The organism is Streptomyces sp. NPDC018833 (assembly GCF_044390825.1).
Classification (GTDB): Bacteria; Actinomycetota; Actinomycetes; order Streptomycetales; family Streptomycetaceae; genus Streptomyces.
The window spans coordinates 223,404-244,532 of the sequence record NZ_JBIRZM010000007.1 but is presented as its reverse complement, the minus strand read 5'-3'; the positions used below and the strand labels follow the sequence as shown (position 1 = coordinate 244,532).

Annotated in this window: 17 protein-coding genes, 2 tRNA genes and 2 pseudogenes; 14 read left to right on the top strand and 7 right to left on the bottom strand. The window is 71.6% G+C overall.

The genetic code is table 11. The annotated features are described in order from the left end of the window. Positions 1 to 272 precede the first annotated feature (272 nt). The 3 genes and pseudogenes from ACH5AF_RS17355 to ACH5AF_RS17345 form a co-directional block, all read right to left on the bottom strand. A complete protein-coding gene (locus tag ACH5AF_RS17355) occupies positions 273 to 2,414 on the bottom strand; it encodes a hypothetical protein (protein WP_398902491.1) in 2,142 nt (713 codons plus the stop codon). A 186-nt stretch (positions 2,415 to 2,600) separates the two neighbouring features. After that, the gene (locus ACH5AF_RS17350; protein WP_398902490.1) at positions 2,601 to 2,792 is read right to left on the bottom strand and encodes a hypothetical protein; all 192 of its coding nucleotides are present in this window, start codon (positions 2,790 to 2,792) and stop codon (positions 2,601 to 2,603) included. Positions 2,793 to 2,877: 85 nt separating this feature from the next. Next, positions 2,878 to 3,132: pseudogene (locus ACH5AF_RS17345) on the bottom strand (transposase); the annotation flags it as partial. Here ACH5AF_RS17345 and ACH5AF_RS17340 point away from each other — a divergent pair. Together ACH5AF_RS17340 and ACH5AF_RS17335 are read left to right on the top strand one after the other, a co-directional pair. Continuing rightward, a pseudogene (locus ACH5AF_RS17340) lies at positions 3,094 to 3,337 on the top strand (hypothetical protein). The pseudogenes ACH5AF_RS17345 and ACH5AF_RS17340 sit on opposite strands and share 39 nt — an antisense overlap. Before the next feature lie 90 nt (positions 3,338 to 3,427). After that, entirely contained in the window at positions 3,428 to 3,979 is a 552-nt protein-coding gene (locus tag ACH5AF_RS17335; protein ID WP_398902549.1) for a YciI family protein, read from the top strand. A 99-nt stretch (positions 3,980 to 4,078) separates the two neighbouring features. Here the strand turns inward: ACH5AF_RS17335 and ACH5AF_RS17330 are convergent, their stop codons facing one another. Next, a complete protein-coding gene (locus tag ACH5AF_RS17330; RefSeq protein ID WP_398902489.1) occupies positions 4,079 to 5,353 on the bottom strand; it encodes an LPXTG cell wall anchor domain-containing protein in 1,275 nt (424 codons plus the stop codon). Between the two features lie 290 nt (positions 5,354 to 5,643). Continuing rightward, a complete protein-coding gene (locus ACH5AF_RS17325) occupies positions 5,644 to 6,546 on the bottom strand; it encodes a bifunctional DNA primase/polymerase (protein ID WP_398902488.1) in 903 nt (300 codons plus the stop codon). A gap of 415 nt (positions 6,547 to 6,961) precedes the next feature. On the opposite strand from ACH5AF_RS17325, the gene ACH5AF_RS17320 reads away from it, so the two are divergent. The 6 genes from ACH5AF_RS17320 to ACH5AF_RS17295 all read left to right on the top strand — a co-directional run bounded on the left by ACH5AF_RS17320 (position 6,962) and on the right by ACH5AF_RS17295 (position 12,616). Beyond that, positions 6,962 to 7,318, top strand: coding sequence for a hypothetical protein (locus tag ACH5AF_RS17320; RefSeq protein ID WP_398902487.1), 357 nt, complete (start codon positions 6,962 to 6,964; stop codon positions 7,316 to 7,318). Between the two features lie 32 nt (positions 7,319 to 7,350). Then, entirely contained in the window at positions 7,351 to 8,406 is a 1,056-nt protein-coding gene (locus ACH5AF_RS17315; protein ID WP_398902486.1) for a bifunctional MaoC family dehydratase N-terminal/OB-fold nucleic acid binding domain-containing protein, read from the top strand. Between the two features lie 40 nt (positions 8,407 to 8,446). After that, a complete protein-coding gene (locus tag ACH5AF_RS17310; protein WP_398902485.1) occupies positions 8,447 to 8,857 on the top strand; it encodes a MaoC/PaaZ C-terminal domain-containing protein in 411 nt (136 codons plus the stop codon). Continuing rightward, positions 8,854 to 10,023: a lipid-transfer protein gene (locus ACH5AF_RS17305; protein ID WP_398902484.1), complete on the top strand. Its 1,170-nt coding sequence runs from the start codon at positions 8,854 to 8,856 to the stop codon at positions 10,021 to 10,023. The genes ACH5AF_RS17310 and ACH5AF_RS17305 overlap by 4 nt, the downstream gene beginning before the upstream one ends. A gap of 121 nt (positions 10,024 to 10,144) precedes the next feature. Continuing rightward, the gene (locus ACH5AF_RS17300) at positions 10,145 to 10,699 is read left to right on the top strand and encodes a SigE family RNA polymerase sigma factor (RefSeq protein ID WP_215186724.1); all 555 of its coding nucleotides are present in this window, start codon (positions 10,145 to 10,147) and stop codon (positions 10,697 to 10,699) included. Between the two features lie 270 nt (positions 10,700 to 10,969). Then, the gene (locus tag ACH5AF_RS17295; protein WP_398902548.1) at positions 10,970 to 12,616 is read left to right on the top strand and encodes a long-chain fatty acid--CoA ligase; all 1,647 of its coding nucleotides are present in this window, start codon (positions 10,970 to 10,972) and stop codon (positions 12,614 to 12,616) included. Between the two features lie 121 nt (positions 12,617 to 12,737). Here the strand turns inward: ACH5AF_RS17295 and ACH5AF_RS17290 are convergent, their stop codons facing one another. Together ACH5AF_RS17290 and ACH5AF_RS17285 are read right to left on the bottom strand one after the other, a co-directional pair. Then, positions 12,738 to 16,766 carry a PAS domain-containing protein gene (locus tag ACH5AF_RS17290; protein WP_398902483.1) on the bottom strand — a complete coding sequence of 1,343 codons (4,029 nt, stop codon included), beginning with the start codon at positions 16,764 to 16,766 and terminating at the stop codon, positions 12,738 to 12,740. A 168-nt stretch (positions 16,767 to 16,934) separates the two neighbouring features. After that, a complete protein-coding gene (locus ACH5AF_RS17285; RefSeq protein WP_398902482.1) occupies positions 16,935 to 17,381 on the bottom strand; it encodes an SSI family serine proteinase inhibitor in 447 nt (148 codons plus the stop codon). A gap of 235 nt (positions 17,382 to 17,616) precedes the next feature. Here ACH5AF_RS17285 and ACH5AF_RS17280 point away from each other — a divergent pair. From ACH5AF_RS17280 to ACH5AF_RS17255, 6 genes are all read left to right on the top strand, one after another. Then, positions 17,617 to 17,710 (top strand) — tRNA-Ser (locus tag ACH5AF_RS17280). 207 nt (positions 17,711 to 17,917) lie between these two features. After that, positions 17,918 to 17,990, top strand: a tRNA-Arg gene (locus ACH5AF_RS17275). Positions 17,991 to 18,065: 75 nt separating this feature from the next. Next, positions 18,066 to 18,932 (top strand): DUF2797 domain-containing protein, encoded by an 867-nt coding sequence (locus tag ACH5AF_RS17270; RefSeq protein ID WP_398902547.1) that lies wholly within the window; start codon positions 18,066 to 18,068, stop codon positions 18,930 to 18,932. Positions 18,933 to 19,028: 96 nt separating this feature from the next. Further along, complete coding sequence (locus tag ACH5AF_RS17265; protein ID WP_398902481.1) at positions 19,029 to 19,364, top strand: antibiotic biosynthesis monooxygenase family protein; 336 nt, start codon at positions 19,029 to 19,031, stop codon at positions 19,362 to 19,364. A 55-nt stretch (positions 19,365 to 19,419) separates the two neighbouring features. Then, the gene (locus ACH5AF_RS17260) at positions 19,420 to 20,376 is read left to right on the top strand and encodes an amidohydrolase family protein (RefSeq protein WP_398902546.1); all 957 of its coding nucleotides are present in this window, start codon (positions 19,420 to 19,422) and stop codon (positions 20,374 to 20,376) included. 2 nt (positions 20,377 to 20,378) lie between these two features. Further along, positions 20,379 to 21,116, top strand: a complete 738-nt coding sequence (locus tag ACH5AF_RS17255) for a response regulator transcription factor (RefSeq protein ID WP_398902480.1) — start codon at positions 20,379 to 20,381, stop codon at positions 21,114 to 21,116. The last annotated feature ends 13 nt before the right edge of the window (positions 21,117 to 21,129 follow it).

Genomic DNA, 21,129 nt, shown 5'->3' with positions numbered 1-21,129 from the left:
GCATGTCGTGACCTGCAAACCGCGATGGCCGGTCTGCCACGACAGCAGAGCCCTTAGCTTGCCCGGCGGTGACCGCCGGGGCCGCCAGGCCCCCGGCGGTCACGGCGAGGACGAGGAGATGGTGGTGGCGAGCGGACAATTCAACGGAACGTCCCTCCCCAGGAGTGCGGGCGTGGCGCGATACGCCACGCCCGCAGGGTTCATGAGAAGGCCGGAGGGTTGTACGCCCGTTCGAAGTTGCCCGGATGTGCGTCAGGTCCGCCGCGCCACGCTCAGAAGAGGGTCTTGTACGTGGTGGAGTCGGCCCGCAGGTACAGCATCTCGGGGGTCCCGAAGGGGCGGTCCACGGAATCCGTGGCCTGGTAGTACCGGGATCCGGAGGGCCCGATCGCGTACAGGTCCGTCCGGCCATCCTTGTTCTTGTCCCCGAAGGGGGTGAGGTGGCTGAACTGCTGCCAGCCGCCGCCGATCTTGCGGCGGGCGGTGAAGGTGCCGTCGGCCTTGCCCAGGTAGAGCCACAGGGTGCCGGAGGTGTCACGGGCCAGCAGGTCACCGCCGAATTCGCCCGCGATGTCGCCCGGGGCGGTGAGGAGGTTGTAGACCCCCCAGCCTCCGCCGATCTTCTTACGGGAGTTGAAGGGCTTGGCGGCGTTGCCGGTGGAGGTGTAGAGCCACAGGACGCCGGAGGTGTCGGTGGCGAGGAGGTCGCCCCGCCCGTCGCCGTTGAGGTCGGAGCCGCCGGTGATCTTGTTGTAGACCTGCCAGCCGCCGCCGATCTTCGTACGGGGCAGCAGCTTCTGCCGCTCGCCCTGGTGGAGCCAGAGGACGCCGTCGCGGTCCCGGCCGACGACATCGTCCGCGGCCGAGCCGCCGAGGTCGCCGGGGGCGGCCATCAGCGTGTACGTGTTCCAGCCGGTGCCCAGGACGGTCGGGGTCGGCTGCATGGACGCGTGCATGTTGCGCAGTTGCTTGCTGTCGTACGCGGACAGCCCGCCGGCGCTGTCGCGGACGAGCACGTCCGGGGAGCCGTTGGCGTCGTAGTCGCGCGCCGTCAGCGGGCGGTTCAGCGTGAGGGTGCCGGTCCGCTCGACGCTCGGGCCGACGTTCTGCGTCTCCTTGGCCGTCATCTTCCAGGTGTACGTCCCGCTGTAGTCGGCCGCGTCGTAGTAGCCGCCGTCGCTGTTCAGAGGGAAGTGGTATCCGGGTCGCGAACCGGTGTAGTACCCGAGGGTCCGCTGCCGTCCGGAAGCGGTGTGGGTCAGGGTGAACGAGACCGCCACCGGGTGGTTGAACTCCCAGGAGATGGTCGCCAGGTCGTCGTCGTCGTCGAAGTCGACGACCTGCGGCACCGATTGGCCCGTCACGGCGAGGTCCGCCAGGCGTCCGCCGCTCGCCACGAGTTCCGCGGTGGGCGCGCCGTCCCCGCCGACGGAGACGCGGTAGATCCCGTCCTCCCGCGCGAGGTTGCCCCGCACGAGGAACGTGCCGTCGGGTCCGACCTTCACCTCGTCCGCGCGGTCGAGAACGCGCAGATCCCGGCCGTCCGTCAGCGAGTGAAGGACGAGTGGCCGTCCTGAGTGCTCGGCGCTCTGGACGTTGAGAAGTGCCAGCCAGTCGTCCGAAAGGGCAGGCGCGGAAAACCCGTTGCCTCCGGTCACGGTCCGGCTTTTGCCTGTCCTGCGGTCGAGGAGGTGGAAGTGCCCACCGTCGTCCGCCGGCGTGTAGTCGTACCACGTCAGGTGCGTCGGCGATGCCGTGATGGCCTCGAATCCGAGGACGCTGTTGTCGGCGGCAACGGTGGTGACCGCCGCGGCGGTGGTGACGTCCACCAGGGAGAGGAGAGCCTCGTCGTAGCCGGTCGACACCGTGAAAGCCCCCGCGTCGACGCTCCTGACTCGCCAGGTGCCCGACGGCAGGCCGGTCACCTTGCGGCGGACGACCTCGCCCCCCGCCTTGCTCACCAGGTGGATCTCGCCCGCCTGGGCGTCCGTCATCACGAGCGTCGAGCCCACGAGGCCCTGGAGCGTGCCGGGGGCCGTGATGACGACCGGCTCGGCGTTCGTGCCCATGTCGTACAGGGTGTATGTGCCGTTCTCCCCGAGCTGCACGATCGTGTCGGTTCCGGCGGCGCCGTAGTAACGGGAGCCGGGCAGCGCCGTGACGGTGCCGTCGTACCGGGTCCAGAAGTACGGCGACTCGGTCGTACCCGCCTTCGCGAGGAAGCCGGTCGGCCCGGCGCTGAGGAGCGTGCCGCCCGCCGGGAACGGCGCGACGTCCTGAGCGGCCGCCTGTACTGCGGCGGGCGCGAGGGCGGGCGCGGCGGAGGCCGGCGGGGCGGCCAGGAGGGTGCCGGTGACGGCCGTCGCGGTGAGGACAGCGGCGGTCAGACGGCGCCGCGAGACGCGGTGGTTCACGTCGACCCTTTCGGTCGGGAAGAGGTGGAGGCGTGAGACAGGGATCAGAAGAAGGTCCTGAAGCGGGTGGAGTCGCTGGCCCTCTGGAACGAAGCCGGGCGGTACGCACCTCGGTGCGCACCGACCTTTTCGACTCCTGATCTGAACTCAGGGTTGTACGGCAGCTTGCCTGTTTCTCTTCCGGCGTCAGGCGACGCTGTTGAACTTGGTGCCCTCGGCCGCGTACAGCGAGGTCGACCGGCGGCTGACGGCGACGAGACGGAGCCCGTCGAGCGGTAGGCGTAGGTGCCGCCCGCTCCGTACCCGATCCGCGTCGTGATGGAGACCCTCGACCAGAGCCGGATCAGCATCACGATGGACGTGCACACGCAATGTCATCTGTGCATGTCAAAGGCCACTCGGAACGGCGGTTTCTAGGGGTCGTGGCAACACGTGGTCGTGTTGATCAGGCCGCGAGCCCGCCCACGCGTCGGTCGGTGCGGCCGTCGGGCAGGTGCGGGAGCATCACATAGCGGGTGGCGCGTTCGACCAGGGTGCCGATGGCCGAGGCGCCGTCTTTGCCGGTGATCAGGTCGCCCTCCCAGTGACCGGGCACCGCCCGGTCCTCCGCCTCGGCGGGGCGTTCGCTGATCACGACCATGGGGTGGGTGAAGCATGGCTGGCGGCAGGCGGCCTGCCGGTGTGGTTTGCGACGGGTGCGTCCCGACCGCAGGGCTTTGGCATCGAGATCAGCGACTGCCACACTGCGCGACTGAACCGGGAGCAGAAGAGCCGGTTCGTTGCGACGTGTTGGTCGGCTCGGATGTTCAAGCACTTCGGGGACCCGAAGCCCGGCTACGTGGCCGATTGCGCCCGACCTTCCGGCCTGGCAGCAGGAGACGGATGCCGACGTCTTCGAGGCCATCGAGAGGGACGCGAGCTGAGGGCAGCGCTCACCGGAGAATGCCGGCGTCGCCCGGAGCGTTGACCAGGGGACCGAGATGACGCGCCGCACGGTGGTGGAAAGTGTGGGCATGGAGTTCTTCTGCTACCACCGCGATCGGCCCGACTCCGTGGCGCTGCGCCACGAGCTGTTGGAAGAGCACTGGTCCTACATGGACCGGTACCAGAAGGAAATGATCGCCCGTGGCCCGACCCTGACCAGCGACGGTGACATACCCACCGGCAGCGTGCACATCGTCGACCTGCCAGATCCTGCCGCCGCGCGGGAGTTTGCCTTCGAGGAGCCCGGCTACCAGGCGGGTGTGTACCGGGACGTGCTGTTGCGCCGGTGGCGCAACATGCTGGGGCGCACCATGTGGGATTTCCCCGGTGGCCGGACCGGTGGCAACCGGTACCTGGTGCTCGGCCTCGGCACGAGCCGGGGTGCCGACCTCGCCGTGCCCGCCAAGCGGGACGAGTTGATTGCGTACGGGCCCCTGCTGTCCGACGACGGCACCACCTGGCTGGGTACGGCGGTGCTGGTCCGGGCGCCGGACCCGGAAACGGCACGCGCCGTGCTGACCTTGGGCCCCTATGCCGACATCGAGGTCCACAACTGGCAGTTCGGCGGGCGGCCGTCATGAACTGAGAAGCCGCCCGCCAGGCGTCGGACCCGCCGGGCGACGCGACTGCGCCGCCCCCGCCCGAGTCGGCGGAGGCGGCGCGGCATCTCAACTGGGGTGTCAGTTGGCGGAGTCGGCCTTCCGGCGGCGGACGACCAGTACGGCGCCCGCGCCGAGGGCGAGGGCCGCTCCGGCAGCTGCCGCGAGCTGCGGGAGGGCGGACGCGGAGCCGGTGTTGGCCAGGGTCCCGGTGGTGCCGCCCTGCGGGACGGCGGCCGGCCTGGTCTTGGCGGTCTTGCCGGGCTTGGCGTCGTCGACCTTGCCCGGCTTGGTGCCCGCGGCCAGGACGTCGAACTCGTACTCCGTGGAGAAGTTGCCGCCACAGGTGCCGTCGTCGTTGACGTAGTCACCGGCGACGAAGGCGACGCCGTTCCCGGCGGGCGCCTTGGCGTCGACCGTCAGGCGCAGCTTGACGTCGGCGTGGGCCCCGGCCTTCAGCGGGCTGATGGGACCGGCGTAGCCACCGGCCACGACATCCGTCCACTCCGGCGAAGTGCCGGTGGACCGCCACTGCAGGTCGAAGTACTGGTCGACGACGTTGTAGCCGGTCTTGTCGGTCGCGTGGAAGTACACGAACGGCCGGACCTCGTCGAAGGTCTTGTCAGTGCCGTTGGTGACCCGGACGGAGAAGTCGATCGTGGTGCCCGCGACGATCTTCGAGGGGAGGCCGTGGGCGACGGTGGTCAGCTTGGTCTCAGGGACGCAGGCGGGCTCTTCGTCCTCGTCTCCGTCCTCGTCTCCGTCCTCGTCTCCGTCGTCCTCACCCTCCTCGGCCTTGGCGTCGGCGAGCGCCTTGTCGGCCGCCTCCTTCGCCGCGAGCGCCGCTGCCGTGGCCTTCTCGGCCTCGGCCGCCGCCTGCCCGGCGGCCTCGCGGGCGTCGTCCGCGGCGTCGGCCGCCTTCTCCGCCTTCTCGTCGGCGGCGGCCTCGGCGTCCGTGACCTTCCGCTGGGCGGCCTTCTCCTCCTCCGAAGCGTTCTCGGGGAGAGCGGCCAGGTCGGCCCTGGCCTCGGCGAGCGCCATGTCGGCCCCCTCCTTGTCGACCTTGGCGGCGACGGCGTCATCGGCCGCCTCCTTGGCCTCCAGGGCGTGGGGCGCCTGGTCGGAGAAGGCGAATTCCTTGGCCTCCTCCGCCTCCTTCTGGGTCTCGACGGCGGCGTCGTACGCCTTCCGCGCCGCCTCGGCAGCCCTCTCCAACTCCTCGATGGTCGGCTTCTCCGCCGCGGCCTGCTGCGTGGCCGACTGCCCAGTGGCGGGCTTGGTATCGGCGAACGCCGGAGTGACGGTGAGCAGCACGGCGGGAGTGGTCACTGCGGTGACGACTGCCGTGGCGAGCATGCGGCGAATGTTCAAGAGAGCCCTTTTCTCAGGTCCGAGGCGCGGTCAAAGCAGGCCTGAAGAGGTCTGAATCAGCTCAGGCCAGGTGTCGAGCAGGTCGAGCAAGCAGAGGGCAACCGCTGCGGTGGCACTCACGCAGTGCGGCTGCCCAGTGATCGTATGACCGGATATGGGGGAGAAGGAAGGACGTTTAGCACGTCCGAGGCAGGGCTGCGGGCGCTCACCGGGAAGGCAAACCGGCGGATAGGCCGTAGTTGCCCCTGATGCGGCAACCTCCTGTGTGATGCATGTCATCCGCGGGGACCGGCGTTGAGCCGGGCGGCCGACGCGATCGTCGCGCGTGCCTCCCGTTCCGTGAGCCCCGCCCGGACCGCCGCGTCGGTGAGGGCGTCCGCCAGCGCATCGCCGAAGCCGTGCTCGTAGGCGCGGCAGGCGGCCCAGAACAGGCGGGTGTTGCGCTGCCCCTCCTGTGCGGCGCGCACGAACTGGACCAGCCCCTGCCCTTGGTGCGTCCCGCCTGCTGTCTCGTCCGGGCGGTGTCCGGAGGGCCGCGGCGGCGCGGCGTGCCGGGGGCGCGCGGGAGGTGCGATCAGGCGCAACAGGGCGCGCGGACAGGGTGCGGGAGGCAGGTCCGCCGTGCCAGGGGCCAGGCGGTACGCGCCGTGGGCGGTGACGGAGCCCGGGCCGACGAGGTAACCGCCCGCGCCGCGCACATCGATGCCATGGGCGAGCCGGCCCGCGGAGTTGGGGACGACCACATCGGGCGGGCCGGTGAGCCACAGGTGGCGGCCACCGCTCGGCGTCAGCACCGTGACGGTCTCCGGGATGGTGAACAGGTGGCGCAGGGCGAGGTGCCGGAGCTCCGCGACGGAGTCGTTCTGCGACGTGGTGTCGAGGTCGATGCCGATGAGCCGGTGCGGCGGTCGTCCGCAGGCGATCCCGTACCCGGTCGCCCAGGGCGCGGCGGCGAACAGGGCGCGTACGGCGGCGGGGTCGGTGGTCGCGTCGTGCACGCCGTGACCGGGAAGGCCGCACTCCCCCCGGCACAAGGACGGCTGCGGCTCGTCCCGGTGGGGGGAGCGGATGGCCGGGAGCTTGGTGGGGGACAGGGGAATGACGGGGAGCCCGCGCTCCGCGGCGGTGAGGGCGTGGGCGAGGGCCAGGGTGGCGGTCTGCCGGTCGGGGATGGCCATGAGTCCATTTTCGTACACACGTTCGAGGAAAGGAAGGGGTGGGTATCAGTCGAAAAGGTGGTGTAAGGCTTCATCCCGCACGGCGGGCCTCGATGCGATGGGGGTGCACGCACCGAAGGCGAGTCCGCGGGCGTGAAGGGGTTTATCGACTTGTCATCACGCTTGCGAGCGAATGGACCGGTCCGGGGTGGTTCGCCGGGGATTCGGTGGGCAATTCTGATCTCGCGACGTCGTGGAAGAGATCCGGATCTGTCGGCCGACTGCCGGGAAACACAGGGCATTTGAGCAGCCCTGTTCATGGAGGGAAACGAAATGGTAAGCATCCGTTCCGCCGGCACCGTCACCGCTTGCGCCGCCCTGCCCCTCGCGTTCGTCACTCTTTGCCGGAGTCGCCGAGGCCGACGGCGGCGGCTTCGTGGACGACGGATCGAACGCCTCGGTGGCCACGATCACCGGCAGCGGTGTCGCGGGCGGCCACCCGGGCAATGCGACCACCACCCAGAAGGTGGCCACCGTCGCCGGCGCGTCCAACCGGAACAACACGGCGAGTGCCAACGGCTGCGGCCTCATCGTCGTCGATCAGGGCAACATCACCGTCGGCATCACGCATCTGTGGTGGTGCCGACCGGCCCGAGGGGGGCCTGCGGAAAGGGGTGAACGACCCGCCTGTGCGACGGTGCTCCGGCACCGCCGCGCAGGCAGGCGTCCGGGGGCAGGCTCGACGGCACCTGCGGTGATCGTGGCGGTGGCCTTGACACCACACCCGAGCTGACGGACAGTCAGATTCCCCCGGAGGGTGGACGTGTGGAGGCGGACGAGGTGACCGACGAGCTCTACGCACAGCTGAAGACGTACGAAGGGCGGCCCGCCGTCGTCTACTGCGAAGGCAAGGACCCCGTCAACGAGCCGATGATCAGGCACTGGTGCGAGGCGATGGGCGACAGGAACGCGGCGTACCGCGGGCCGGACGCCATCGCGCCGCCGACGATGCTGCAGGCGTGGACCATGGGCGGTCTTTCGGGACACGGCGGCCGGACACCTGCCCAGGACGAGCTGTTCGCGCTGCTCGACGCGGCGGGATTCCGCTCGGTGGTGGCGACCGACTGCGAGCAGGAGTACCTGCGGCCGCTGCGCCCCGGTGACCGCATCACCTTCGACGCAGTGATCGAGTCGGTGTCCCGACGGAAGACGACGAAGCTCGGTACGGGGTACTTCATCACCATGCGGACGAAGGTGCGGACCGGCGGCCGGACGGTGGGTACGCACCGCTTCCGCATCCTCAAATACACGCCGGCCGCCCAGCCCGCACGGGTCCTGCCCGCCCAGCCCGCACGGGTCCAGGCCGCTCAGCCGGTCCGGCTGCCGTCCGCCCAGTACACGTCCGCCTCCAGGCCCGCTCCCGTCCTCCGGCCGCGCCCCGTGATCAACCGGGACAACGAAGGCTTCTGGGAGGGCGTGGCCGGTCACCGGCTGCTCATCCAGCGGTGCGGCGGCTGCGGGAGGCTGCGGCTGCCCTGGCTGCCGGGGTGCGGTGCGTGCGGCTCGCCCGACTGGGACACGGTCGCCGCGAGTGGTCCGGGCACCGTGTTCTCGTACGTGGTGATGCACCATCCGCCGTTCCCGGCGTTCGACCCGCCGTACGCGGTGGGGCTGATCGAGCTCGCCGAGGGGGTGCGGTTCGTCAGCAACGTCGTCGGAGTGCCCTGCGACAAGGTGCGCATCGGGATGCCGGTGGATCTGGAGTTCCTGCGGGTGGACGACGGGATGGTGCTGCCGGTCTTCCGCGCCGCGGCCAGGGGGCCGTATGGCCGCATGAGCCCGGATGCGACGGCAGAACGGCACCTGGAGGAGGCCATATGACCCCGGACGCTCCCACCGCCGCGCAACCGCAGGAGGCCGTATGAGCCCCGTTCCGGCCGTGGGCACAAAGCTTCCCCCTCTCGCCATTCCCGTCACGCGCACGCTGATCGTCGCCGGAGCCATCGCCTCGCGCGACTACCAGGACGTGCACCACGACGCCGAGCTCGCGAAGGAGAAGGGGTCCCCGGACGTCTTCATGAACATCCTGACGACGAACGGGCTGGTCGGGCGGTACATCACCGACCACTTCGGTGAGCGTGCCGTCCTGCGCAGGGTCGCGATCCGGCTCGGCGTACCCAACTACCCCGGAGACACGATGGTGTTGACCGGTACGGTCGACGCGTTCGACGGCCGGACCGCCGAAGTACGGGTCGTCGGCGTCAACGGCCTGGGCACCCACGTGACGGGCGCCGTGACCGTGACCGTCCCGGGCGCGGGCGCGGGAACATGAGCATCTGGGCGAAGGATGTGCTCGGCGGCAGGGCGGCCGTCGCGGGGATCGGCGCGACTGAGTTCTCCAAGGATTCCGGGCGCAGCGAGTTGAAGCTCGCCGTGGAGGCCGTGCGGGCCGCGCTCGACGACGCCGGCCTCTCCCCCGCCGACGTCGACGGCATGGTCACCTTCACCATGGACACCAGCCCGGAGATCACGGTCGCCCAGGCCGCGGGCATCGGCGAGCTGTCCTTCTACTCGCGCGTCCACTACGGCGGCGGCGCCGCCTGCGCGACCGTGCAGCAGGCGGCGCTGGCCGTCGCCGCGGGCGTGGCCGAAGTCGTCGTCTGCTATCGGGCGTTCAACGAGCGTTCCGGGCGCCGCTTCGGCTCCGGCGTCCAGCACCGCGAGCCGTCCGCGGAGGGCGCGGCGCTGGGCTGGAGCCTGCCCTTCGGACTGCTCACCCCCGCTTCCTGGGTGGCGATGGCCGCGCAGCGATATCTGTACGCGTACGGGCTGACGCCCGAGGCGTTCGGCCATGTCGCCGTGAGCGGCCGGCGGTACGCGGCGACCAACCCGGCCGCGTACTTCCACGGCAGGCCGATCACCCTCGCGGAGCACGCGGCGTCGCGGTGGATCGCCGAGCCCCTGCGGCTGTTGGACTGCTGCCAGGAGACCGACGGTGGCCAGGCGATCGTCGTCACCGGAGTCGAGCGCGCCCGCGATCTGCGCCGTCCGCCGGCGGTGATCCTCGCCGCGGCGCAGGGGGCGGGCCGCGCCCAGGAGCAGATGACCAGCTTCTACCGGGACGACATCACCGGGCTGCCCGAGACGGGCGTCGTCGCCCGGCAGCTGTGGCGCACCTCGGGGCTCGGCCCGGCCGACATCGACGTGGCGATCATCTACGACCACTTCACACCGTTCGTGCTGATGCAGCTGGAAGAGTTCGGCTTCTGCGGCTCCGGGGAGGCGGCCGCCTTCGTGGCGGCGGACGAGCTGCCGCTGAACACGCACGGCGGTCAGCTGGGGGAGGCGTATCTGCACGGGATGAACGGGATCGCCGAAGCCGTCAGGCAGTTGCGCGGCACGTCGGTGAACCAGACGCAGGGCGCCGCGAGGGCCTTGGTCACGGCGGGCACCGGAGTCCCCACCTCCGCACTGCTTCTCGGGGTGGACGGCGTGTAGCCCCTGAGGGGCCCTCCACCTTCAGGAGGTGCCGCCCGCGCAGGCCCTACAACCTGAGGGGGACACGGCTTCGGTCCCTGGGGCCGATCCGCCGCAGTGGGCTCGCTCCTAGCGTGGAGACATGACCACGCCAGTCTGTACGACCGCCTCCCAGGCCGCCGCGCCGGTGCCGTCGTACACGCCTTACTCGTCGTTCTCGTCGTATGTACGGGCGCGGGGGCCCGTACTGCTGCGGACCGCCAGGTCGCTCACCGCGAACCCGAGCGATGCCGAGGACCTGCTGCAGACCGCGCTCACCAAGACGTACGTCGCGTGGGACCGGATCGAGGACCACCGTGCGCTCGACGGATATGTGCGCCGGGCTCTGTTGAACACCCGCACCTCACAGTGGCGCAAGCGCAAGGTGGACGAGTTCGTCTGCGACGAGCTGCCGGAGCAGGACGCCGTGCCGGCGACGGACCCGGCCGAGCAGCAGGTGCTGCACGACGCGATGTGGCGTGCCGTGATGAAGCTGCCGGACAGGCAGCGGGCCATGGTCGTCCTGCGGTACTACGAGGACCTGAGCGAGGCGCAGACGGCAGAGGTGCTCGGGGTCTCGATCGGCACGGTCAAGAGCGCGGTGTCACGGGCTCTCGGCAAGCTGCGCGACGACCCGGAGCTGACGCCGGTCCGCTGACGGGACCCATTCCCCATCGGGCGGTCCGCTGACAGGACCCATTCCCCATCGGGCGGTCCGCACCGGACGTGCCCATCGGGCGGTCCGCTTACGGGATCTCACTCTCCGTGACCGCACCGGTCCGCCCCCTACTCGGTGCGTGACCCATGTGCGGTGCTGTGCGGTGATGTGCGGGATTCATTACCCCTGGGTAGTGACATACCGCTTGGTATGTGCGCAGAATCTTGCCACTTGCCGCAACGTAGCGCCAGCGCCCACCGGGAGGACGCCGTGCTGAGCACCATGCAGGACGTACCGCTGACCGTGACCCGCATCCTTCAGCATGGGATGACGATCCACGGAAAGTCGCAGATCACCACCTGGACAGGCGAGCCTGAACCGCACCGCCGCAGCTTCGCCGAGGTGGGCCGGCGTGCCACTCAGCTGGCCAACGCCCTGCGGGACGAGCTCGGGATCGACGGCGACCAGCGGGTCGCCACCCTCATGTGGAACAACTCCGAGCATGTGGAGGCGTACTTCGCGATCCCCTCCATGGGCGCCGTGCTCCACACACTGAACCTGCGCCTGCCCGCCGAGCAGCTCGTGTGGATCGTCAACCACGCCGCCGACCGCGCCGTGATCGTCAACGGTTCCCTGCTCCCGCTTCTCGCCCCACTCCTGCCCCACCTGCCGACCATCGAGCACATCGTGGTCTCCGGCCCCGGCGACCGTTCGCTGCTCGCCGACACCGAGGCGCAGGTGCACGAGTACGAGGAGCTGATCGCGGGCCGGCCGACCACGTACGACTGGCCCGAGCTGGACGAGCGCTCGGCCGCGGCCATGTGCTACACCTCCGGCACGACGGGCGATCCCAAGGGCGTCATCTACTCCCACCGCTCCATCTACCTGCACTCCATGCAGGTCAACATGGCCGAGTCGATGAGCCTGACCGACGGAGACACCACCCTCGTGGTCGTGCCCCAATTCCATGTGAACGCCTGGGGACTGCCCCACGCCACCTTCATGACCGGCATCAACATGCTGATGCCGGACCGCTTCCTGCAGCCCGCGCCGCTCGCGGAGATGATCGAGCGCGAGAAGCCGTCGCACGCCGCGGCCGTCCCCACCATCTGGCAGGGCCTGCTCGCCGAGGTCACCGCGAACCCCCGCGACATCAGCTCCATGAAGCAGGTCACCATCGGCGGCGCCGCCTGTCCGCCCTCCCTCATGGAGGCGTACGACAAGCTCGGCGTCCGGCTGTGCCACGCCTGGGGCATGACGGAGACCTCGCCGCTCGGCACCATGGCCCACCCGCCGGCCGGGCTGAGCGCCGAGGACGAGTGGCCCTACCGCGTCACACAGGGCCGGTTCCCGGCTGGTGTGGAAGGACGGCTGGTCGGTCCCGGTGGCGAATTCCTGCCCTGGGACGGTGAGTCGGCCGGTGAGCTGGAGGTGCGCGGTGCCTGGATCGCCGGGGCCTACTACGGAGGAGCGGGCGGTGAGAACTTCCGCCCCGAGGACAAGTTCAGCGAGGACGGCTGGCTCAAGACCGGCGACGTCGGTGTGATCAGTTCCGACGGCTACCTGACGCTGACCGACCGGGCCAAGGACGTGATCAAGTCCGGCGGTGAGTGGATCTCCAGCGTGGAGCTGGAGAACGCCCTGATGGCGCACCCCGAGGTCGCCGAGGCGGCTGTCGTCGCCGTCCCGGACGACAAGTGGGGCGAGCGGCCGCTGGCGACGGTGGTGCTGAAGGAGGGATCCGCGGCGGACTACGCGACGCTCCGGGACTTCCTGGCGCAGTCGATCGCCAAATGGCAGCTGCCCGAGCGCTGGGCGACCATCCCCGCGGTGCCCAAGACCAGCGTGGGCAAGTTCGACAAGAAGGTGATCCGCAGGCAGTACGCCGATGGGGAGCTGGACGTCGCCGAGCTGTAGCGGCACAGGCGCCAGCGCCGGCTAAGGCCAAGGCGCAAGCGAAGTCGAAAGCCCAGCAACGCGAAGGGCCGGCGGTCACGACCGCCGGCCCTTCGCGTGTCTACGTCGGCGCGTGGGTACGTCAGTTGGTGCCGATCTTCGCGAGCAGGTCGACGATGCGCGCCTGGACCTCGCTGCTGGTCGAGCGCTCGGCGAGGAAGAGCACCGTCTCCCCCGACGACAGGCGCGGCAGCTCCGCCGGATCGAGACCGACCGAGGTGTAGACGACGAGCGGGGTGCGGTTCAGCTGCCCGTTCGCCCGCAGCCAGTCGATGATCCCGGCGCGTCGGCGGCGCACCTGCATCAGGTCCATCACCACCAGGTTCGGCCGCATCTGCGTCGCCAGCGTGACCGCGTCCGCGTCGGTGCCCGCCCGGGCCACCTGCATGCCGCGCCGCTCCAGCGTCGTCGTGAGCGCGAGCGCGATCTCCTCCTGCTCCTCGATCAGCAGCACTCGCGAAGGGTGCTGCTCGCTGTCGCGGGGCGCGAGCGCCTTGAGCAGGATGGCCGGATCGGCGCCGTACGCCGCCTCCCGCGTCGCCTGCCCGAGCCCCGCGGTCACCAGCACCGGCACCTCGGCGGCCACGGCGGCCTGCCGCAGCGACTGCAGGGCGGTCCGGGTGATCGGCCCGGTCAGCGGGTCCACGAACAGGGCCGCCGGGAACGCGGCGATCTGCGCGTCGACCTCCTCGCGCGAGTGCACGACGACCGGCCGGTAGCCGCGGTCGCTCAGCGCCTGCTGCGTGGAGACGTCCGGCGCCGGCCACACCAGCAGCCTGCGCGGGTTGTCCAGCGGCTCGGGCGGCAGCTCGTCGTCGACCGGCTGCGGCTGGGGCCGGTTGGCGACCTCGACCGCACCGCCGGGACCGTCCAGGGGCTCTGGTCCCTCGGCACCCTCGTCGGGCGCTCCGATCGCGTACGCGCGGCCCTCCGAGCGGTCGGCGGCCGGCAGCCGCGACGCGCCGGGGGCGGGCATCGGGCCGGGGGGCGGGGCCGGGGTGGGTGCAGGAGCGGGGACCGGTGCTGCCTGCGGCTGCGGATGCGGGCGGGGGGCGGCCTCGGGGAGGTCGCTGTCCGGACGCGTCCCCAGCTTGCGCCGGCGGCCGGAGCCGAGCGTCTGGTTCTGCTGCTGCGTGAGGTGCTGGGCAAAGGGCACACCCTGCCCGAGCGTGCGCACGCTGAACGCGCGGCCCTGCGTCGAGTCGGCCGTGGCAGGTTCCTCGGCGGGCAGCGGCTGGGCGGCGCGTGCCCGGGGCACAGCCGGCCCCGCCGCCTGGGGCCCCGCGGCCCGGGCCGGCTCGGATACCGGGAGCGCCGGCGGCAGCGGTACGGACACGGAACCGGTGTCCGGGCCCTTTCCGGGTACGGCCTCGGCCTCGGCCGCCGGTGCGGCGGCGGTCTGTCCCGTCGCGCCCGTGGCCGCGGGAGCCGCGGGCGTCTGTCCCGTCGAGCCCGTCGAGTCCGTGGAGCCCTGCGCCGCGGATCCGCTGTCGGTTGTGCTGCCGGACGTGCTGCCGGTTGTGCCGTCCACGCCCGCTTCCTGCGGAGCCGGCTGTCCGGGCTGCCGCACGGTGGCCTCACCGGCGGGCGGCTGCGCCTGGTTCCGGGCGCGCCTGCGGCCCGTGGGCGCCGGATGCTGCTGCGGCGGCGTGTGGTGTTCGCTGCCGGGGGCAGCGGCCACGGCGTCGTGCTGCTCGGCCGGCAACGCGGGGTCGGGCGCCGGCTGTACCCGGTCCGCCTCGGCGGGCGGCAGCGCGAAGGCGGTCCGCGCGGGACCGGCCGACGCGGGAGCGAGCGCCCGCCGGGCGCGACGCCCGGTCGGCTGGGTGGTCGGCTGGGTGGTCGGCTGTGCGGCGGGTGGTACGGCAGAAGGCGCGGCCGACAGCTCGGGCAGCCCGCTCTCCACGGCCCGCCGGGCCCGCCGACCCGAGGGGGCACCCGCCAGTCCGTGGGCGTCGACCGGCACGCCCTGCGGCGGCACCGTCTCACCGCGTGCGGCCCGCCCGCTCGCGCCCTCGGCGGCCATGACCACCGAGCCCTCGGCGGCCTGTGGCAGCGCCTGCGGGGCCTCGGCCTGCTCGGCGGGACTCGGCCGCCCACGCCGGCGCCCGGTCCCACCCAGGCCGTTTCCGTCGCCGATCCCGGCCCCGTTCGCGAGGCCGGTTCCGGTCCCGTCGCCGTTCCCGGCCTCGTCGCCGGTTCCGGTCCCGTTCCCCTTCCCCGAGGTCTCTCCGGTGTCCTGGGCGGGGACCCGTTCCGCTGCGGCCCGGTCCGCCTGCGCCGCTCGGCGCCGTCCGGTCGGCGGTGCGGCAACCGGGTCCTCCATCGCCACGGGGCTCTCCAGGAACGCGTCCGTGGAGGCGCGCCGGGCGCGCCGCCGCCCGCCGCCGGTCGTGACCGGGCCGGGCTCGGACGACGCCTGCACGGGCAGGGCGAGCTCCGCGGCCGGCGGCGGGGCCACCGTCCCCGCACCCTCGCCGAGCGGCACTTCCAGCACGTACGCGCTGCCGCTCATTCCCGGCACCTCGTGCGTCTGCAGCACTCCGCCGTGCGCCCGGACGATCCCGCGCACGATCGGCTCGTGCACCGGGTCGCCGCCGGTGAACGGACCCCGTACCTCGATCCGCACGACGTCGCCGCGCTGTGCCGCGGCGACCACGACCGTCGAGTCCGCGTAGCCGCCGCCGGGCACGACCCTCGCCTTGCCCGTCGAGTCGACGCCCGCGACGTCCGCGACCAGGTGCGCGAGCGCCGTCGCCAGCCGCGCACCGTCCACCTCGGCCTCTATCGGCGGCGCGTGCACCGCGAACTGGGCCCGTCCCGGGCCGATCAGCTCGACGGCGCCGTCGACACCCGCCGCCACGACGGCGTCGAGGAGCACCTTGGACTTGGCCAGCCCCTCCGCGCCCGTGTCGAGGCGCTGATAGCCGAGCACGTTGTCGACGAGCGTCGTCATCCGGGCGTAGCCCGCGGCCAGATGGTGCAGGATCTGGTTCGCCTCGGGCCACAGCTGCCCGGCCGGGTCGGCGGCCAGCGTGCCCAGCTCGCGGCGGAGTTCCTCCAGCGGTCCGCGCAGCGACTCGCCGAGTACGGCGGTCAGCTGGGTGTGCCGGGCGGCCAGTTCCCCGTACCGCTCGGCGCCCGCCTCGAGCTCGGCCGTGTACCGCTCGGTCTTGTCGGCCAGTTCGGCCTCGTACTTCTCCGTGGCGGCCGCGAGCTCGGCCGTCAGCCGCTCCGTGGTCCGCTCCAGCTCGTCGGTCAGGCGCTCGGTGGTCTCCGCGAGCTCCGCCGCGTGCTTTTGGACCTGCTCCTCGTACGGCCGCCGGTCGGTGAACGTCATCACGGCGCCGACCAGCTGGTCCCCGTCGCGCACCGGCGCGGTGGTCAGGTCGACGGAGATCTTCGCGCCGCTCTTCGCCCACAGCACCTGCCCGCGCACCCGGTGCTTGCGCCCGGACTTGAGGGTGTCGGCGAGCGGGGACTCCTCGTACGGGAACGGCTCGCCGTCCGCGCGGGAATGCAGGATCAGCGGGTGCAGCTCCTGGCCGCCGAGGTCGCTGGCGCGGAAGCCCAGGATCTGCGCGGCGGCCGGGTTGACGAGGACGACCCGGCCGTCGGTGTCGGTGCCGACGACGCCCTCGGACGCGGCCCGCAGGATCATCTCGGTCTGGCGCTGCGAACGTGCCAGCTCCGCCTCGGTGTCCACGGTCCCCGACAGGTCCCGCACGACCAGCATCAGCAGCTCGTCGCCCGTGTAGCCGTTGTACGAGTCGTACGCCTCGCGCCCGTCCAGGCTCGCGCTGGTCACCTCGACCGGAAACTCGCTGGCGTCCGTCCGTCGCGCGATCATCCGGGTGGGCTTGGTCCGCCCCCGCTCGTCGGCCCCGTCGGGTCGGCGCATGGAACCGGGGATCAGGCGCGAGTCGAACTCGGGAAGCAGGTCGAGCAGACCCCGGCCCACGAGAGCGGTGCCCGGCGACTCGAAGAGCTCGAGGGCGATGGTGTTGGCGTTGACGACCGTGCCGTTGGCATTGACGAGCACGAGCCCGTCCGGGAGGGCGTCGAGTATGGCTGCGAGGCGAGCAGCGCCTCGGGATGGCCTGCTGCTCACGACGACGGTTCCTCCCTGACCTACTGCGTATTGCGGACGGTCGATCCCATCTTGCCCCTCTGGCATCGGCCTGTCACTGAGGGAGTCTAAGGGCAGCGGCACACGCCCGGACGGCGGATGAGGGGGAGCTCTCACCAAGGTTGTGTGCGGACTGCGTACGCCTTCGGCCTATGACCTGGTATTCGGCAGCACCGGCTCCAGCATCTGCCAGCGCAAGATCTGGCAGCCGTCGGACCGCGTGAAGGTCGCGTCGACACGGCGCCCCTGCCAGGTGCCGGTGACCCGCGCGGTGGCCGGCCCGCCGAACTGCTGCGTGCACATCTGCCCCTCGGGCACCGGCGCGAACGGGTCGTGGTTCTCGCGGGCCAGCTCGTCGAGCCGCTTGCAGGCGGAGCGTGCGGCGGGGTGGGTGCCGCCCGCGGGGCGGCACTCCAGCTTGTACCGTCCGTCCGTCCGGGTGTTCCCAGTCTGGGAGACCACGACCATCAGCCGGTCGGGTGCGTCCAGAAGTGGTACGGGCAGCGGCAGCGGCGACGTCACGGCCCCGGCGGTGGGCACGACGCAGGCCAGTGCGGCGGCGGACACGGTGGCGGTGAGGACGAGGCGTCTGAGCATGTAGGGCTCCTGAAGAGTTACGGGTCCGTTCGGGGACCGCGGGCCGACAGGCCGGTCCCGACCGGACGCCGGGGCGGCCCCGGCATCTCTAACGCTGCGCACGCCACTCCGTTGCGCAACCGGAAGATGCTTTGCTCTGCGGCCCCGGGGGCTAGTACCGTGGACGGCGATTGGTGACAGGCCGCTGGGCTGTGTCATCATCTGCACGCACCACTCGCGCCCGCGCGGGTGTGCTGGAGGCGTCGCCTAGTCCGGTCTATGGCGCCGCACTGCTAATGCGGTTTGGGTCTTAAAGCCCATCGAGGGTTCAAATCCCTCCGCCTCCGCCATTTGATCACCGAAGCCCCGGCCCGACGGCCGGGGCTTCGGTCGTTCCCACCCCATCCGCCCCCGCCCCCATCACACGCGCCCGCTCCGCCCATTCGGGCGTTTATGCAGGTCAGGTGGGGTGCGGGTAATGGATTTCGCGTGACGGCGCAGGTCATGTAATGTTGTTCCCGCAACGCCGACCGGGCAGAAAAGCCCGCGAAGCACAAGCACTCGTAGCTTAACGGATAGAGCATCTGACTACGGATCAGAAGGTTGCAGGTTCGAATCCTGCCGAGTGCACAGCAGGCCGAGGCCCCCGGAGAGATCCGGGGGCCTCTGGCGTTGTACGGCAGCTGGTCGCCGGAGGTGTGGAGCGTGGCGTGGCGGTGTGCGGGGGTCGCGTGGCCCGTCGGGGCGCGGGTTGCGGTGCTGTGCTGGGAAGGCGGGCGGGTCAGTCCGCTCGGGGCCGGCCGGGAGATCGGCTTCCGGGCCGAGGGTGAGCGGCACTGCGTCGGGGCGCGGGGGAACGCCTGTCCGGTGCGGGCCCGGGTCTCCGCGCGGGTGATGCAGGCGCGCTGCGACGAATGTGCGCGGCTGGACCGGGCGCACTCCGTCGCGGCCGACGGCGTGCCCGACGACCCCCGGACCTACCGCGTGTACCTGGCCTGGTTCGGGCCCGGGATGGTCAAGGTGGGGATCACCGCCGAGGAGCGCGGCCCTGCCCGGCTGCTGGAGCAGGGGGCAGTGGCCTTCACCTGGCTGGGGCGCGGGCCGCTGATGGCCGCACGCCGGACGGAGGAGTTGCTGCGGGCCGCGCTGGGGGTGCCGGACCGGATCCCGTACGGCAGGAAGCGGGCGGTGCGGGCGGCTTTGCCGTCGGCCGGCGAGCGGGTCGCCGAGGTCGCGGAGCTGCATGCGCGGGCCGTCGCCCTCGGCGGGTGGGCCGGTTCCCTGGAGCGGATGGCCTGCGAGGTGGTCGATCACGCGGCCGTGTTCGGGCTCGACGGGCTGCCGCCCGCGACCGGCGTCGTGCGCGAGCTGGCCGGCGGCGGTGCGGTCGCGGGCCGGCTGCTGGCCGCGGCCGGGCCCGATCTGCATCTGCGGACCGCCGGGGACGAGGTCGTCGTGCTCGACACCCGGTTGATGACCGGGTGGTCGCTGGTGGGCGCCGACCCTGCGGCAGGGGTGAGTGTCCCGGTGACCTGGACGCGGGCCGGGGCCGAGCAGGAGGGTCTGTTCTGACCGCCCGCGCCGTACGGCAAAGGAACGGATCCCTCTCGGATCCCGTAAGGCAATGACGGTGGACAGCACCGGCGGCCGGACCGGAGGGTGACTGTCATGAGCATCAAGCCTGTCGGCGGCATAGAACCGCCCTACTACGCCGTCGTCTTCACCCCCGTCCGCCACGACGACCCCCAGGGATACGCCGAGACCGCCGTGCGGATGGACGAACTCGTCAGGGCGGTGCCCGGCTTCCTGGGGTACGAGTCGGCCAAGGCGCCCGGCGGGCTCGGCATCACCGTCGGCCACTTCCGGGACACCGACTCCATCGCGGCCCGGCAGCGCGACCTGGAGCACCGGGAGGCTCAGCGACGGGGGCGGGCCGAGTGGTACGAGAGCTACAGCGTCCACGTCGCCAAGCTCGAGCGGAGTTACGGCTTTGAGCGCGGCTGACCGGGCTGGCGTGTCTGACGCGACTGGCACGGCCGACGCGACTGACCGGGCCGGCGTGCCTCACGCGGCTGACGGCCGGGAGGCGCGGGAGGTACGGGAGTTCTGGGATGGGCTGGGGCTGCCGGGGCTCGTCGACGTCCACACGCACTTCATGCCCGAGCGCGTCCTGCGCAAGGTGTGGGCGTACTTCGACGCGGTGGGCCCCCTCACCGGCCGGGACTGGCCGATCGCCTACCGGCGTGCCGAGGACGAACGCGTCGCATTGCTGAGGCAGTTCGGGGTGCGGACCTTCACCTCGATGCTCTATCCGCACAAGCCGGGCATGGCGGTGTGGCTGAACAGCTGGTCGGCCGGCTTCGCGGCGCGCACGCCGGACTGTGCGCACACCGCGACGCTGTTCCCGGAGCAGGGCGTGGCCGCATATGTGCGGGAGGCGGTCGAGGGCGGAGCGCGGGTCTTCAAGGCACATGTGCAGGTCGGCGCGTACGACCCCGGCGACCCCCTGCTCGACCCCGCGTGGGGACTGCTCGCCGAGGCGGGAGTGCCCGTCGTCATCCACGCCGGCTCGGGGCCCGCGCCGGGAAAGCACACCGGGCCCGCGCCGGTGGGCCGCCTGCTGGCCCGCCATCCCGGGCTGCGGCTGGTGGTCGCGCACATGGGCATGCCCGAGTACACCGACTTCCTCGACCTCGCCGAGCGGTACGCGCACGTGCACCTCGACACGACGATGGCGTTCACGGACTTCAGCGAGGCCACGGTGCCGTTCCCGGTGCGGGAGCGAGGACGGCTCGCGGACCTCGCCGACCGGATCGTGCTGGGGACGGACTTCCCGAACATCCCGTACCCCTACGTCCACCAACTGCGTGCCCTGGAACGGCTGGGCCTCGGCGACGACTGGCTGCGGGCCGTCTGTCACGACAACGGCGCACGGCTCCTCGCGCCGGCCCGGGTTTCTCAGGGAATTCACAGCTTCGGGCAAGAAGGCTCTCAGGGCGGGCCCGCAGGGTGGTGAGCATGACCACCATCTCGCCCCAGGGGCGTACCGAACTGCTCAGGCCCGACGGCAGTCCCGTACGGGTGCTCGTCGTGGACGACGAGGCGCCGTTGAGCGAACTGCTGTCGATGGCCATGCGGTACGAGGGGTGGGAAGTGCGCAGCGCGGGCGACGGCGCGGCCGCGCTGCGCTCGGCACGCGAGTTCCGGCCGGACGCCGTCGTGCTGGACGTGATGCTGCCCGACATGGGCGGCCTCGCCGTCCTCGGGCGGCTGCGCCGCGAGGTGCCCGACGTGCCCGTCCTCTTCCTCACCGCGAAGGACGCGGTCGAGGACCGGATCGCCGGGCTGACGGCCGGCGGCGACGACTACGTGACCAAGCCCTTCTCGCTGGAGGAGGTCGTGGCCCGGCTGCGCGGACTGATCAGGCGGTCGAAGGCGGCGGCGGTGCGCAGCGAGTCCCTGGTCGTCGTGGGTGACCTCGCCCTCGACGAGGACAGCCACGAGGTGACGCGCGGCGGGCAGTCGATCCATCTGACGGCGACCGAGTTCGAGCTGCTGCGCTATCTCATGCGCAATCCGCGGCGGGTGCTGAGCAAGGCGCAGATCCTGGACCGGGTATGGAACTACGACTTCGGCGGCCAGGCGAACGTGGTCGAACTGTACATCTCGTACCTTCGAAAGAAGATCGACGCGGGACGGTCGCCGATGATCCACACCCGGCGCGGGGCGGGATATCTGATCAAGCCCGGTGAGTGAGGTGGGGGTGGCC